Source organism: Arthrobacter sp. H14, assembly GCF_000520495.1.
GTDB lineage: Bacteria > Actinomycetota > Actinomycetes > Actinomycetales > Micrococcaceae > Arthrobacter_C.
In genome coordinates, this window is sequence record NZ_KI914633.1 from 38,940 (window position 1) to 53,827 (window position 14,888).

Here is a 14,888-nt window from a genome sequence, read left to right on the forward strand (position 1 = left end):
CCGCTGCCTCCACCGCACGGCGGATAGCCGGACCGGCAGCCGAAGTGGATGTCGCCACCGAAGGCGACTGGTCCCGGGTACGGGTGAGCGCCCGCGTCGAGGGACCACTGTCCGGCCTGATCCAGTGGCCGATAGTCGCCGAAGCCATGGCCCAGCGGTCACCCTACAGCCCAGGGCCATCGTCGTTACCCATTACCCCAACAGAGATGACGGACGGCGCTGGGACGGGCTGGATCAGCGCACGTTGTTATCTCGAGGAGCCGCGCTGTGGACTCCGCGGCCAATAGGAAGGAGGAAGGTTCCGGGACCATCATGGGAGCGGGCCTGGCCTTGGTACTGATTACGCTGACGGTGGCGGTGCTGGTCGTCGTCCAGGCGGTTGTTGGTGCCGGCCGGGCTGCGTCTGCGGCGGATCTTGCCGCGCTTGCGGCGGCCGATGCGGCCCGCGGATTGACCAGCGGCCGACCGTGCGACGTCGCCGCGGCGGTGGCCGACCGTAATGACGTCGACCTGGACAGCTGCCAAGTGGTCGGCGGAGGCGTGATCGTTGATGTGACGACGAGCGTCGATCTGCCACGTCCATGGGGAGAAGCCACCGGGCGGTCGCGTGCCGGCCCGCCGCAGGACTGATGCCTGGTTAGAGAGGCCGGGCAGAGGTCAGCAGGACATCGAGGAGCTTCACCGCTCCATCCTTATCCAGCGGATTGTTCCGGTTGCCGCATTTGGGCGACTGGACGCAGGAGGGACAACCGGCGTCGCATTCGCAGGCGGCGATGGCGTCGCGGGTGGCCTGCAGCCAGACCTGCGCCGCTTCAAAACCCCGTTCGGCAAACCCGGCACCACCGGGATGGCCGTCGTAGACAAAGATCGTGGGTTTTTCGGTATCAGCATGCAGGGCCGTTGACACGCCGCCAATGTCCCATCGGTCGCTGGAAGCCACCAATGGCAGCAACCCGATGGCAGCGTGCTCGGCGGCATGCAATGACCCTGGAATATCGGGTTCGGCCACGCCGCCTTCGACCAAGGAGGACGAATCAGTAACAAACCATACGGCCTTGGTAAAGAGATCCCTGGCTTCAAGATCCAGCGGTTCTTCACCCAGAATCTCGTTCGATACCAGCGCCTTGCGCTGGAAGGACACGACCTGGGTAGTCACTTTTACGTCCCCGAAATGCACTTCAACGCCACCCCAGTTGGTGTGGATCAGCGATTCGACGACCTCGATCTGGGTAACGTCCCGTGCCGTCGTGTAGTAGTCGGGGTTGGCCCGGTGCACGACGGCGCAATGGTCCTGCTCGTTGAGCTCTTCCACTACGTAGGAGGCACCCTGATGAACATACACAGCGCCGGTATGGGCCTGGTACTGGCACTGCGGCGAATCCATCGTGCCGAGCACGGTGCCCGTACCGGATTCGACAATGTTGATTGGCCCGCCACCATCAGCCCTGAGGTTGACCATGGCGGCTGCACTCCGGCTGTGGGTCCAAAACCAGCCGGCCGGCCGGCGCCGGAGGAATCCGTCCGCCACCAGCTTGTCCAGGACCGTTCGCGCCGTCGTTCCGAACAAAGCAAGCTCTGCCGGCGTCAGGGGAAGTTCAGCAGCGGCAGCACAGAGATGCGGGCCCAGGACGTAGGGATTGGACGGATCGAAAACCGTCGCTTCCACGGCAAGGTCGAAGATCGCCTCGGGATGATGAACGAGGTACGTGTCCAGCGGATCGTCACTGGCAACGAAAGCCGCTACGGCGCTCTGCCCGGCCCGTCCTGCCCTGCCGATCTGCTGGAACAAGGACGCGCGCGTGCCGGGCCAACCAGCCACCAGGACCGCGTCAAGACCCGAAATATCGATACCCAGCTCAAGCGCCGAGGTGCTGGAGACGCCGAGCAACTCGCCGCTGCGCAAAGCTTGTTCCAGCAGCCGCCGTTCTTCCGGCAGATAGCCGGAACGGTACGCGGCCACGCGGCCCGGCAGGCTGGGATCGACATCGTCGAGCAGCCGCTTGGCAATGGTGGCAATGGTTTCGGCCCCGCGCCTCGACTTGATGAAAGCGATGGTGCGGACCTGTGCACTGACCAGATTGGCCAGCAGGTCCGAAGTTTCGGCGATCACGGATCTGCGTTCGCGCGCGCCGTTCTCCCCCTTCATCTCCGTCAGCACCGGCTCCCACATGGCGACCGTGGTGGAACCGTGCGGGGAGGTGTCCTCGGTGACCGCCGTGACGGCGTCGCCGATCAGCCGGCCGAAGGATTTCTGGGGATCCGAGGAGGTGGCAGACGCGCCAATGAACACTGGATCGGCGCCGTAGTACGAACAGATCCGCCGCAACCGGCGCAGCAGGTTGGCTACGTGGGAGCCGAAGACGCCGCGGTAGCTGTGGGCCTCGTCGATGATGACGAATTGGAGCCGGCGGAAGAACCGGGCCCAGCGGACATGATTGGGCAGAATGCCGAAATGCAGCATGTCGGGGTTGGCCAACACGAAATTGGCATGGTCCCGGATCCAACGGCGATCGGCCGTATCGGTATCACCGTCATAGGTGGCTGCCCTGATCGTGGGCAGCTGTAATGACTGCACGGCGGCAAGCTGGTCGGCGGCCAGCGCCTTGGTGGGAGAGAGGTAAAGGGAAACGGTTCCGGCTGGCGCGAGGGAGACCCGGTCTTCGAGTTCACCACGATGGATGGCATCGAGCGCCGGTAACTGGTAGGCGAGGGATTTGCCTGAGGCGGTTCCGGTGGCGACCACGGTGTGGCTGCCGTGGTGTGCCAGGTCGGCTGCCTCGATCTGGTGCTTCCATGGCTCGGGGACCCCCAGGCCGGCGTAAGCGGCCACTATGTCGGGATGCGCCCACCCGGGCCAGCCGGCCACCACGGCATCGCGGGCAGGAATTTCGTGCACCGACATGAGTTGCTCCGGCTCCGGGCCGGAACCCAGTAACGGAATAAGGGAGTCATGTAGTGCCACGCAGTTATTTTGTCATCCCCTGCCGTCAATTCCGCAGCCGGTACTGTTTTCGCAGGCAGGCAGGCAGGCAGGCAGGCAGGCAGGCAGGCAGGCAGGTCGCTCCGCGCCCGGTACCCTTAACAGGTGGCTTTACACCGGATTGTGCTCTTTTACGGCTTTACCCCAGTCGCCGACCCTGACGCGGTGCGGCTCTGGCAGCGTGCCCTCTGCGAAAAGCTGGGCCTGACCGGGCGGATCCTCATTTCCAGTGACGGCATCAACGCAACGATCGGTGGGGGACTAAACGCGGTCAAGCAGTATGTGAAGACGACCCGTGAATACAAGGGATTCCACGACATTGACGTGAAGTGGTCCGACGGATCAGCAGCGGATTTCCCCCGCCTCAGCGTCAAGGTCCGGGACGAGATCGTCAGCTTCGGCGCCCCCGGCGAACTCAAGGTCGATGAGAACGGCGTGGTCGGAGGCGGTGCGCCACTCGATCCGGCCGCGCTTCATCAGCTGGTTGCAGAACGTGGTGACGACGTGGTCTTCTTCGATGGGAGGAATGCTTTCGAGACGCAGATCGGCAAATTCAGGAATGCCGTCGTGCCCGACGTCGCCACCACCCGGGACTTCGTTGCCGAGCTGGATTCGGGTAAATACGACGACCTGAAAAACCGGCCTGTCGTCACATACTGCACCGGCGGAATCCGCTGCGAGGTCCTGTCATCCCTGATGCTCAACCGTGGCTTTGAAGAGGTGTACCAGCTGGACGGCGGCATCGTCCGTTATGGCGAAACGTACAAGGACGAGGGTCTTTGGGAAGGCTCGCTGTACGTGTTCGACCGGCGCATGCACGTCGAATTCAGCGACCATGCGAAGACGCTGGGCGAGTGCGTGCGTTGCCAGGCGCCGACGTCGAAGTTTGAAAACTGCTCAAACCAGGCGTGCCGGAACCTGCAGCTTTTCTGCACCGGCTGTGCGGAAACCTCCGCGGCCAGGACCTGCCCGGACGGCTGCTCGACCTAGGTCGTGCGCTCGAAGATCTTGTAGGCGTACAGGTGGATACCATCCGGCGCGGTGAATTCGAGCTGCATCCCGTCCGTCTCGAGTTCGACGGCGACCGTTGATGATTGCGAGCATGTCACCGTCTGCTCGGTGGGCTGGGCGTCGTCGGGAGCATCCCCGCCCTCACTGATAACGACGTCGACTTCCCCGTCTCCCTGGCAGGCCAGGGTGACGCCGTAGGAACCGGACGGAATGGGAGCCTGTGCGGTGTGGGTAGCGGCGCCGCCCATCCAGCCATGACCGTAGTACATGCCCTTTTCGCGGCCGAGGGTCTCGGTAGCCCATACTTCCACGCCTCCGGCTTCGGGGGCCTCACCCGGCGCCGGTGCGGTCGGCTCCGCAGTGGGCGATGGCGTCGGGCTGGGCTCGGCGCTTTGGGTCGGCGTGCTGGACGGCTGCGCTGACGGGCTGGAGGATTCCGGCTCTGGCCCCGGGCTGTCGTTGGTGCAGGCTGATACTCCCAGCGCCAACAGACCGGCGACGGCGGCGGCAGCGAAACGCGTGCTGCGGGGCTGTCTGGACATGACTGTTTGAGGCATCCGGTGACTGTAACAAGTGATTCTGGACGAATCCTCCAAGTACCGGCAGGCTAGTTCAGCTCGTCGAGGTGTTCCCAGAACGAGGCCCGCAAGGCCTTGCGGACGTCCTGGATGTCCGTTTTCGCTTCGCCGATCCGGCTGGCGCAGTCCTTAATCAGGACCCGGTCCACCTCGAGCGGAAGCAGCGGACGCTCCTCGCGGAGGTGGTTGACGTCACCTTGCGTCACGGTGGCAAGCCAATTCTCCGCGACCCGGGCGCCGACGTCGGCTGCAATCTGGAGGATGGTCGGCCAAGGCACTGAGGCGGAGTCCGAGGTGTGCAGGATTTCCGGTTGCGCCGCCGGGGCGTTCCTCGGCAGCACCCGGGGGAGCGTCGTCGTCGGCGGTGCAGGTTTGGGAGTCTGCGGAACGCTTTGCTGCTTCGGGACGGTCTGAGTCCGTCTGAAAGCACCGGTCAACAGCGAATCGTCCAGGAACTCAATGCTGTCCACCCGCAACGCGAGGTCCTCGGACACAGAGTCCACGCCGAGCCTGTTTTCCTTCTTCGGCAGCGCGAGCAACACCACCTGCATGCCCAGATCCTGCGCCTGTTCCACCGCCTCGCCCAGGTCATCGTCACCCGACATCAAAAACGCCACCGACGCCGCGCGGTTTCTGGCCAGTCCCACCAGATCGAGGCCGAGCTTCAGGTCCACGCCCTTCTGGTCCCCATTGACTGAGATCCGTCCGAGCCGCAGTTTCACCCCTGAGGTGCCGGCCACGGTCTTGTGGTCATTCGTCGGGAGCCCGTCCTTGGCGGCGTCGTACCAGTACATCCGCAGCGGATCCAGGCCGCGCAACGCATCGCAGGCCTTGAACAGCCCCTCGATCAGCTGGCGGTAATCCACGGTCACGGCCGACCGCAGCGATGTGCCGACGGTGCGTTGGCCGCCGATTGCGAGCAGGAAGCCGGCGTCGATGAAAATTGCGCTCTTATCCATGCTCATGCTGGTGCCCGCTTCCGCCTCGGTGGTGCTGCCTTTACCTTAGACCGGCCCCTGATCGAATGCACGAGTGGACCGCGGGCAGGCGCCTAAACTGGAGCGCATGAGTGATGGCACCCGACCCGACCTTCCGGTTTTATCCGACCCGATTCTGCTGGAGGGGCTGGCGGCGGATCTGGAGGAACTGGATTACACCGTCGACGGCGTCGCGGAGCTGATGGGGGCGGCGGCCAATGACGCCCTGGACCGCGGCCAACCCGTGCCGGCGCTGCTGCGGACCCGGGAACTGCTGGACGACGGCACCAACCCGCTTGCCGCCGTCGTCCATCTGTGGTTGCTGGGGCAGACGGTGGATGCGGAACAGTTGACCGCGGCCTGGCCGCGTACCGGAGTGGCGGGAGCGGCGGAGCTGGGGCTGGTGGAGGAGTACGACGGCGGGTGGCGGGCTGCCGTGGACCTGCGGCCGTACAGCGCCGACGACGACGCCGGGCTGTGGATCGCCAGTGACCTTGGTTCGGATCAGCGGCCGGGCGTGCTGCGCCGCGACCACGTGCTGGGCGTCGGAGAGGCATCGCTGAGCCTGGCGCAGTCGATCGTGCGCAGGGACGTGGACCGGTGCCTGGACCTCGGCACCGGCTGTGGCATCCAGATCTTCCATCTGCTGCGGCACGTGCGGCACATCGTCGCCACCGATATTTCCGAGCGGGCGCTCGCATTCGCCAGATTCAACCTGATCCTCAACGCCGCCGCGCTGGGGCTCGATCCGCACCGGTTGGAGGACCGGGTCGACCTGCGGCTGGGCAGCCTGCTGGAGCCCGTCGGGGACGAGCAGTTCGACCTGGTGGTGTCCAACCCGCCCTTCGTGATTACGCCACGGCGCGACGCCGAAAGCGCGGGCGACCAATTCGTCTACCGTGACGGCGGCCTGCCAGGGGACGACATCGTCTCGACGCTGGTCCGCGACCTGCCCGGTGTGCTGAAACCCGGCGGAGTCTTACAAATGCTGGGCAACTGGGAGATCCAGGACGACGCGGCCTGGCACACCCGGATCGAGTCCTGGTTGTCCAACGGCACGGACGCCTGGTTCATTCAGCGCGAGGAGATTGCGCCGGAAGAGTACGCGGAAACATGGCTCCGGGACGCATCTGAAGACCGCGAAGAGGAGGCCTACCTCCAGTCCTACACCGATTACCTGACCGATTTTGCCTCCCGGGATGTGGCCGCCATCGGCTTCGGTTTTGTCTGGCTGCGCCGCGGGACCGGCCTGGATAATTCCGGCCCCGACGGGAAACTGCGCCGTTTTGAGGAGATAACCCACCAGATCGAGCAGCCCGTTGCCCCTGCCATCGCCGCTGGAATCGACCGGTATGACTGGCTGGCTGCCCAGAGCGACGACGACCTGCTGCAGGAGCACCTCGAGGTGGCAGAAGACGTAACCGAAGAACGCCACCAGCGGCCCGGGGCACAGGATCCAGGCGTCATCCTGCTCCGCCAGGGCGCCGGACTGCGCCGTACCACCCTATTAAGCAGCGAACTGGCCGGCTTCGTCTCGGTATGCGACGGCGAACTCGCGGCCGGACAAATCATTACCGCCCTTGGCGCCCTGCTGGAACGCGAGGACCAGGAATTCGGCGACCAACTCCTGGCCGATGTGCGAAATCTGATCGCCGATGGATTTCTCCTTCCTGCGGCGGCCTAGAGAGTTCCCGCCACGGCACAGAGGGCCGTGTTGCCGCTCACAACCGGGCTCCCGGCTCTACAGGATGACCAAAAGTGTGGTGAACTAGGCATGTTTGCGCTTGGGAAGCACCGCAGAACAGTGAAGAAGTAGTAAGGTCTGCCCAACACAACAGACGCGCAGTTCATAACGTTCTAAGTAGGAGTACCGTGCCGAGCAAGGCCACATCGAAAGCGGACAAGAAAACCGGCAAGAAGCTGGTCATTGTCGAGTCCCCGGCCAAGAGCAAGACCATCGCCGGGTATCTTGGCGCGGGTTTTGAGGTCGAAGCCTCGATGGGGCATATCCGCGACCTCCCGCAGCCCTCGGAACTGCCTGACGACCTGAAGAAGACCTCGCTGGGCAAGTTCGCCGTCGACGTCGATAACGACTTTGAACCCTATTACGTCGTCTCCGGTGACAAGAAGAAAAAGGTCGCTGAGCTGAAGAAGGCGCTCAAGGACGCCGACGAACTCTACCTCGCCACTGACGGTGACCGTGAAGGCGAGGCCATCGCCTGGCACCTGCTCGAGGTGCTCAAGCCGAAGGTCCCGGTGCACCGTCTGACGTTCCCCGAAATCACCCGCGAAGCCATCCAGCGCGCCATGGAACAGGTGCGCGACGTCGATATCGCCCTGGTCGATGCGCAGGAGACCCGCCGCATCCTGGACCGTTTGTATGGTTACGAAATCTCACCCGTGCTGTGGCGCAAGGTCTCCCGCGGCCTGTCCGCCGGCCGAGTCCAATCGGTCGCGACCCGGCTCGTGGTGGAGCGGGAACGCGAGCGGATGGCCTTCCGCGCCGCCTCGTACTGGGATCTGGCCGGTAAATTTGCCCCTGGAGCACAGGGCACCGCAGCGGCCGGAGATAAAGAAGGATTCTCGGCCAAGCTGGTGTCCGTCGACGGCGCCAAAGTTGCGACCGGCCGGGACTTCAACGACCTCGGTGAACTCAAGCCGAAGAACGCCGTGCACCTGGACGAGGCCACCGCGACCGGTCTGGTCACGGCCCTCGAAAACGCCGATTTCGCCGTCCGGTCGGTCGAAACCAAGCCCTACACCCGTCGTCCGGCCGCGCCGTTCACCACCTCCACCGTGCAGCAGGAAGCGGCTCGCAAGCTCCGCTTCTCTGCCCGTGTCACCATGCGGGTGGCCCAGAGCCTGTATGAAAACGGCTACATCACCTATATGCGTACGGATTCGCCGTCGCTCAGTGACGAGGCCATCAACGCGGCCCGCCGCCAGGCCTCCGAACTTTACGGGCCCGAGTACGTCCCGGATGCCCGACGGATTTACAAGGGCAAGTCGAAGAACGCCCAGGAAGCGCACGAGGCCATCCGCCCCGCCGGTGACTCCTTCCGCACCCCGGCCCAGGTTGCCAAGGAACTCAGCGGCGACCAGTTCAGGCTCTACGAACTCATCTGGAAGCGCACCGTCGCCTCGCAGATGGCGGATGCCAAGGGTTCGACGGCGTCGGTCCGGCTCGGTGCCACCGCTGCCGACGGGCGCGACACCGAATTCGCCGCGTCCGGCACAGTCATCACCTTCCGCGGCTTTATGGCCGCCTATGAAGAAGGCAAGGATGCGGTCCGCGGGGACGACGACGGCGATGCCACCGAGGGCGGGCGGCTGCCCAACCTCTCGGAGGAGGATCCGCTGACTGCCAGCGGAATCGACGCCGTCGGGCACGAAACATCGCCGCCGCCGCGCTACACGGAAGCATCACTGGTCAAGACCCTGGAAGAGCGGGGGATCGGCCGTCCGTCAACGTACGCGGCGACCATCTCCACCATTATGGATCGCGGCTACGTCCGCACCCGGGGCTCCGCCCTGGTGCCCAGCTGGGTGGCGTTTTCCGTGATCCGGCTGCTGGAGGAACACTTCAGCAACTATGTGGATTACGACTTCACCGCTGCGATGGAAGACGACCTCGACCGGATTGCCAGCGGAGAGCGTGCCCGCGTGGACTGGTTAAACAACTTCTACTACGGCGACCGCAAGGTAACTGGGCTGCACACTATCGTCCACGACCTGGGCGAAATCGATGCCCGCCGGGTGAACTCCATCGAAATCGCCGAAGGCATCACCCTGCGGGTCGGCAAGTTCGGCCCCTACCTGGAGAAGCCGGTGCCTGCGGGTTCGCCCGAAGGCACCGAGCCCGAGCGCGCTAATGTGCCCGAGGATCTGGCTCCGGATGAACTGACCGCCGAAAAGGCCATCGACTTGATGGAAAATGCCGGACCGGACGAGCGGGAGCTCGGAGTGGACCCGGAGACGGGCCGCACCATTATCGCGAAGAACGGCCGGTACGGTCCCTTCGTAACGGAGGTTATCCGCGAACTCACCGACGAGGAAGTGGCGAACCAACCGGTCGAGTACTACAAGAACGGCAAGCCGAAGCCGCCGAAGAAACCACAGAAGGTCAAGCCGCGCACCGGTTCGCTGTTCAAGTCCATGAGCGTGGAAACCGTGACGCTGGAAGACGCCCTGGCGTTGCTGTCCCTCCCGCGGGTCCTCGGACAGGACGCCGAAGGCAACGAGATTACGGTACAGAACGGCCGATTCGGTCCCTATCTGAAAAAGGGCACGGATTCGCGTTCAATCACCTCCGAGGAACAGATCTTCACGATCACCCTCGAAGAGGCACTGGAGATCTACTCGCAGCCGAAACAGCGCGGCGGGCGGACGGCTGCGGCTCCGTTGCGTGAACTCGGGAACGATCCTGTGTCGGAGAAGGCCATCGTGGTCAAGGACGGCCGGTTCGGGCCATACATTACCGACGGCGACACCAACATCACGGTGCCGCGCTCCGAATCGATCGAGTCACTTACGCACGAGCGGGCGGTGGAACTGCTGGCCGAAAAGCGTGCCAAGGGTCCGGTCAAGAAAACCGCAACCAAGAATACCGGCAGAAAAACAGCGGCCAAGGCAAAATAGAACCATGCGGCTTGGAGTTCTCGATATTGGTTCCAATACGGTTCACCTGCTGCTCGTGGATGCCCATCCCGGCGCAAGGCCGGTGGCTTTCGCCTCACATAAGCGTCCGCTCCAACTTGTCTCGTTCCTCGATGAGGCCGGTAATATCAGCGATGCGGGCCAGCACGAACTGATCGAGTTCGTCCTCGAAGCGTGGGAGTTCGCCGCCAGCCACAAGGCCCAGGATCTGCTGGCGTTCGCGACGTCGGCCATCCGCGAGGCCACCAACGGCGTGCAGGTGCTGGAGCGGGTGCAGCAGGAGACAACTGTAACCCTGACCGAGCTCAGCGGCGCCGAAGAGGCGGCCATGACTTTCACCGCAGTGAGGCGCTGGTACGGCTGGGGCGCCGGAACCATCCTGGATCTGGATATCGGCGGCGGCTCCTTCGAAATGGCCATCGGCGCCGACGAACTGCCGGCGGTGGCGAACTCCGTTCCGCTCGGCGCCGGAAGGCTTACCCGGGAATGGCTGCAGGAGGATCCGCCGTCGGCCAAAAGCGTTAAGGACCTGCGCCGCCATATCCGGTCCACGCTCCGTGATGCCGTCAAGGAGGTCGGCAAAGCCGGCAAGCCCAACCTTGTCACCGGGACATCGAAGACGTTCCGCTCGCTGGCCCGGATCGCCGGTGCTGCACCGAGTGCTGCAGGACCCTTCGTGCGCCGTGAACTGCGGCTGACGGATCTGTCCTTGTGGACGCAGCGGCTGGCGGCGATGTCGGTCGAGGACCGGTCCCACCTGCCCGGAGTTTCAGAGTTGCGCGCCCCGCAGATTTTGGCAGGGGCGCTGGTGGCTGAAGCGGCGCTGGAGTTGTACGGAGAACAGACGATGGAAATCTGCCCCTGGGCGCTGCGTGAGGGACTCATCCTGCGCCGGTTCGACCAGCTGGTGGCAGAAGGTTCCGTCGCGGCGGTTTGAGCAGCGTGACGCAAGGTTCGTTGCGCCGGTAAAGGCTCAGCCTCATCGCGGGTGGGTCAGCTGAGAGGCGGTTAAATGAGAATGGTGCCGGCGACTCGCAGGAGCGGTTGGGGGAAACGCTCCTCATTCGCCGGCACCGGGATCAATCTGGGGGAAGACTGATCCGTAATCACTCGCACCTTTATGAGGTACTACAGACAATAACCATCGATTTTGGGATATCACCCTTAACAGCCTGTTAAAAGTCTGTGAGTGTAGACATGACAGACTTGGGGTATGAGTACTGAAACTTCTGCACGTATTGTTTTTCTCGGCTGCGGCTCCATGAATGAAGCGATCCTGGGTGGATTGCTGGCCGGTGGATTGCCGCCCGCCAATGTCACAGCAACAGTCCGCCGGCCGGAGCGCGCCAAGGAGCTCGCCGACCGCCACGGCGTCACCACGTTGTCCAACAATGAGAATCCCCGGGCGAACGTCGAAGCAGTGGCGGACGCCGACATCGTGATCATGGGAGTGAAGCCGGTCGGGATCCAGAGTCTCGCCGCGGAGATCGCCCCGAATTTGAAGCCGGACACCGTGGTGATCAGTGTGGCCGCCGCCGTTTCCATCCCGATGATGGAAGCCGAACTGCCCGACGGCCAGCCCGTCATCCGCACCATGCCCAACACACCGTCCAAGGTGGGACGCGGCGTCGTCGCACTGGCCGCTGGAACACACGCAACGGACGCCATCATGGCGAAGGCCAAAGAGATCTTCACCGCTTCCGGCACCGTCGTCGTCGTTCCTGAGGACCAGATCGATGCCGTTTCAGCAGTGAGCGGTTCCGGACCGGCCTATGCGTTCTATCTTGCCGAAGCCATGGCTGCCGCCGGCGAAAAACTTGGGCTCGACGCCGAAACATCCCGTGTGCTGGCCCGCGACACGGTTGCCGGGGCAGGCGCGCTGCTGTCGGAGCCCGATGCCGACGCTGAAGCGCTCCGGATTGCCGTGACCAGCCCGGGCGGCACGACTGCTGCCGCGTTGGAGACCTTCACCGCCAAGGGACTGCCGGACGTCATCGAAGCCGGGGCACGCGCAGCCGCCGCCCGCGCCGCCGAGATCACCGCCGAACTGCAGAAGTAGAAACTACGGCCGGGAGGCGAACCGCTCAATCAGATCCACGTGGCCGGAGACGATTAACAAGTCCCTGCTGGAGACTTTGGTCTCTCCGGTCGCGTAGGTGAAGTCCTCGCCCGGCGTCTTCACGCCCACGATGGTCACACCGTATTTGCTGCGGACGGACGCCTCGCGGATGGTGAACCCCTGCGTTTCCTTCGGCGGGAACATTTTGACGATGGCGAAACCGTCGTCGAACTCGATGAAGTCCAGCAGCCGCCCGGACACCAGGTGCGCCACCCGGGCACCGGCGTCGGCCTCCGGGTAGATAACGTGGTTGGCGCCGATGCGGGTCAGGATCTTGCCGTGCGAGGCGGTAATGGCTTTCACCCAGAGATGCTCGATGCCCAGGTCCACCAGGTTCACCGTGATCAGCACGCTCGACTCAATCGAGGTTCCGACGCCGACGACGGCGGAGGAGAACTCCTGCGCCCCGAGCTGGCGGAGCGCGTCAATATTGGTGGCATCGGCTTCGACCACATGTGTCAGCACGCTGGACCACTTCTGGACCAGACCGGGGTCGCGTTCGATGCCGAGGACCTCGCGGCCCTGCCGGACCAGTTGCTCCGCCGTCGCTGAACCGAAGCGGCCCAGTCCGACGACGAGCACGGGTTGATGATGAGCTGGTCTGTCAGCCAATGATCGGCCTTTCTTCCGGGTAGTGGAACAGCTGGCGGCGCTGGCGCAGAGCCAGCGCCGACGCCAAGGTGATGGTGCCGACACGGCCGGCGAACATCAGCACCGAGAGCACGTACTTGCCCTCTGGTGGCAATTCAGCGCTCAGTCCGACACTGAGACCGCAGGTTGCGAAGGCCGAGAGGACTTCGAACAGTACCCTGTCCAGGCTCTGTCCGCTGATCGGCAGCAGCAGGCCGCAACCGACCAGGACCAGCGTTGCACCCAGCATAATGACGCTGATCGCCACGCGCATTGTGCCCTCGGGAATTTTGCGGTGGTGGATCTTCACATCCCGGTCACCACGGGCTTCGGCCACGATGGCGAGGAACATGATGGCGATAGTGGTGACTTTGATACCGCCGGCCGTTGAGGCGGACCCGCCACCGGCGAACATCAGCGCGTCCGTCATCAAGCGGGTTGCGGGTTCAATGGCGTTCATGTCCACCAGGTTGAAGCCGCCGGATCTGGGCATGATGGAGGCGAAGACCGAATGTATGATCTTGTCGCCGACACTCAGATCGGCGATCGTGGCTTCGTTGCTCCACTCCAGGGCCGCCCATCCGATGGCTCCGGCCGCCACCAGAATGAGCGAAACTTCAATCGTGAGTTTGGTGTGCAGATTCCAGTTCTTGTAGCGGAAACCGCCACGCAGCAGCACCATCAGCACCGGAAAGCCCAGGCTTCCCAGAAACACCCCTACCATGACCGGCATCGTGATCCATAGATCCGTCTCATAGGGAATCAGCCCGTCAGTGTGCGGGGTGAACCCGGCGTTGTTGAACGAGGAGACCGCGTAGAAGACTCCGTGCCAAATGGCATTCGGAATGGATTCGCCGATAATGATGAAACGCGGGGCCAGGGCCAGGAACAGTGCCGCTTCGATCACCAATGAGGTCAGCACGACAATACGCAGCAGCGTGCCGACTTCTCCGAGGCGACCTGAACTTCCGCCGCTGCCGCCCATCGACTGTTCGGCAATGAGCTTGCCGCGTACTCCGAGGCGTCGGCTGACGGCAAGCGCCATCAGCGACGCCATGGTGAGGATACCCAGTCCACCGACTTGCATGCCGATCAAGATCACCAGCTGGCCGAAAAACGACCAATGCAGCGCCGTCGAGACGGTGGTCAGCCCGGTAACGCAAACGGCCGATACCGCCGTGAACAAGGCGTCATGCAACGGCGTGACGATTCCCGCGGCGGATGAAATGGGAAGGGAAAGCAGCCCGGTGAACACGAGGATGACCAGCGCAAAGACGATCAGCGCAAGGCGGGCAGGGGAACTTTTCGCCACCTGGTCCACAAAGTCCCGCACGGCAGAAAAAAGCCAGAAGCGGCCGCGGGTGCGGTCCTGAAGCCACGCGGGCTGACTTTTGGCCATGGAATCTCTCTGACGGGGGATAACAGTTACGGGTACTCCCTCGTAGTAAACCATTTATAGGCCTCCGCCGTGGCGGGACTTTCCGGCAATGGCGGTAGCCTGTCTTTGATGTCTAACCACAGTTCCGGCGGCGCTGCCCCTCCCACCCAAATCGTGTGGGACGAATCCATGGCCGCGTACTCCTTCGGCGACCACCACCCGATGCAGCCTGCGCGGCTGGAGCTGACCGCGCGGTTATCCCGCGAGCTCGGGCTCTTCGACCGCCCATCGGTGGAGATCACAGGATCCGCCGTCGCCACCGATGAGCAGCTGTCCACCGTCCACAGCCGCCAGTACATCGACGCCGTCCGGCACATCAGCGACAATCCGGATGACTGCGATCCGCAATGGGGTCTGGGCACGGAGGACACGCCTGCATTCAGGGGAATCCACGAAGCCAGTGCGAGGATGGCGGGCGCGTCGCTGATTGCGGCCGAGTCGCTGCTTAGCGGGCGGGCCCTTCACGCGGTGAATTTCGCCGGCGGGCTGCATCACGCCC

Annotated in this window: 12 protein-coding genes and 1 pseudogene; 8 read left to right on the top strand and 5 right to left on the bottom strand. The window is 63.9% G+C overall.

Annotated elements, in window-relative coordinates; translation table 11 throughout:
• Both Y707_RS31255 and Y707_RS23485 read left to right on the top strand, forming a co-directional pair.
• Positions 1–287 (top strand): annotated as a pseudogene (locus tag Y707_RS31255) (hypothetical protein); the annotation flags it as partial.
• On the top strand, positions 268–630 hold the full coding sequence (locus Y707_RS23485; RefSeq protein WP_253905062.1) for an Rv3654c family TadE-like protein: 363 nt from the start codon (positions 268–270) through the stop codon (positions 628–630). The pseudogene Y707_RS31255 and the gene Y707_RS23485, both read left to right, overlap by 20 nt.
• A gap of 7 nt (positions 631–637) precedes the next feature.
• On the opposite strand, the gene Y707_RS0104655 is transcribed toward Y707_RS23485, so the two are convergent.
• The gene (locus Y707_RS0104655) at positions 638–2,962 is read right to left on the bottom strand and encodes a DEAD/DEAH box helicase (RefSeq protein WP_026534209.1); all 2,325 of its coding nucleotides are present in this window, start codon (positions 2,960–2,962) and stop codon (positions 638–640) included.
• Between the two features lie 123 nt (positions 2,963–3,085).
• On the opposite strand from Y707_RS0104655, the gene trhO reads away from it, so the two are divergent.
• Entirely contained in the window at positions 3,086–3,970 is an 885-nt protein-coding gene (trhO, locus tag Y707_RS0104660) for an oxygen-dependent tRNA uridine(34) hydroxylase TrhO (RefSeq protein ID WP_026534210.1), read from the top strand.
• Here the strand turns inward: trhO and Y707_RS0104665 are convergent.
• Positions 3,967–4,548 (bottom strand): hypothetical protein, encoded by a 582-nt coding sequence (locus tag Y707_RS0104665; protein ID WP_155852723.1) that lies wholly within the window; start codon positions 4,546–4,548, stop codon positions 3,967–3,969. The two genes, trhO and Y707_RS0104665, sit on opposite strands and share 4 nt — an antisense overlap.
• A gap of 50 nt (positions 4,549–4,598) precedes the next feature.
• On the bottom strand, positions 4,599–5,528 hold the full coding sequence (locus Y707_RS0104670) for an NYN domain-containing protein (RefSeq protein ID WP_026534212.1): 930 nt from the start codon (positions 5,526–5,528) through the stop codon (positions 4,599–4,601).
• 106 nt (positions 5,529–5,634) lie between these two features.
• Between Y707_RS0104670 and Y707_RS0104675 the strand changes: the two genes are divergently transcribed.
• The 4 genes from Y707_RS0104675 (at position 5,635) to proC (ending at position 12,261) form a co-directional block, all read left to right on the top strand.
• On the top strand, positions 5,635–7,230 hold the full coding sequence (locus Y707_RS0104675; protein ID WP_035780332.1) for a DUF7059 domain-containing protein: 1,596 nt from the start codon (positions 5,635–5,637) through the stop codon (positions 7,228–7,230).
• 188 nt (positions 7,231–7,418) lie between these two features.
• Entirely contained in the window at positions 7,419–10,184 is a 2,766-nt protein-coding gene (gene topA / locus Y707_RS0104680; RefSeq protein ID WP_026534214.1) for a type I DNA topoisomerase, read from the top strand.
• 4 nt (positions 10,185–10,188) lie between these two features.
• Positions 10,189–11,139 (top strand): Ppx/GppA phosphatase family protein, encoded by a 951-nt coding sequence (locus Y707_RS23490; RefSeq protein ID WP_035780334.1) that lies wholly within the window; start codon positions 10,189–10,191, stop codon positions 11,137–11,139.
• Between the two features lie 276 nt (positions 11,140–11,415).
• Entirely contained in the window at positions 11,416–12,261 is an 846-nt protein-coding gene (gene proC, locus Y707_RS0104690) for a pyrroline-5-carboxylate reductase (RefSeq protein WP_026534215.1), read from the top strand.
• A gap of 3 nt (positions 12,262–12,264) precedes the next feature.
• Here proC and Y707_RS0104695 read toward each other — a convergent pair whose 3' ends face one another.
• Together Y707_RS0104695 and Y707_RS0104700 are read right to left on the bottom strand one after the other, a co-directional pair.
• Positions 12,265–12,903 (bottom strand): potassium channel family protein, encoded by a 639-nt coding sequence (locus tag Y707_RS0104695; protein ID WP_051441653.1) that lies wholly within the window; start codon positions 12,901–12,903, stop codon positions 12,265–12,267.
• A gap of 22 nt (positions 12,904–12,925) precedes the next feature.
• Positions 12,926–14,350, bottom strand: a complete 1,425-nt coding sequence (locus Y707_RS0104700; protein WP_026534217.1) for a TrkH family potassium uptake protein — start codon at positions 14,348–14,350, stop codon at positions 12,926–12,928.
• Positions 14,351–14,458: 108 nt separating this feature from the next.
• Between Y707_RS0104700 and Y707_RS31260 the strand changes: the two genes are divergently transcribed.
• The coding region (locus Y707_RS31260; RefSeq protein WP_035780365.1) for a hypothetical protein at positions 14,459–14,888 on the top strand (430 nt) is incomplete at its 3' end.

Excerpts from the sequence above, each read along its gene's own strand:
- Y707_RS0104670 (WP_026534212.1), bottom strand. The coding sequence starts at position 5,528 with ATGGATAAGAGCGCAATTTTCATCGACGCCGGCTTCCTGCTCGCAATC.
- proC (WP_026534215.1), top strand. The coding sequence starts at position 11,416 with ATGAGTACTGAAACTTCTGCACGTATTGTTTTTCTCGGCTGCGGCTCC.
- Y707_RS0104665 (WP_155852723.1), bottom strand. The coding sequence starts at position 4,548 with ATGCCTCAAACAGTCATGTCCAGACAGCCCCGCAGCACGCGTTTCGCT.
- Y707_RS0104700 (WP_026534217.1), bottom strand. The coding sequence starts at position 14,350 with ATGGCCAAAAGTCAGCCCGCGTGGCTTCAGGACCGCACCCGCGGCCGC.
- Y707_RS0104675 (WP_035780332.1), top strand. The coding sequence starts at position 5,635 with ATGAGTGATGGCACCCGACCCGACCTTCCGGTTTTATCCGACCCGATT.
- Y707_RS23490 (WP_035780334.1), top strand. The coding sequence starts at position 10,189 with ATGCGGCTTGGAGTTCTCGATATTGGTTCCAATACGGTTCACCTGCTG.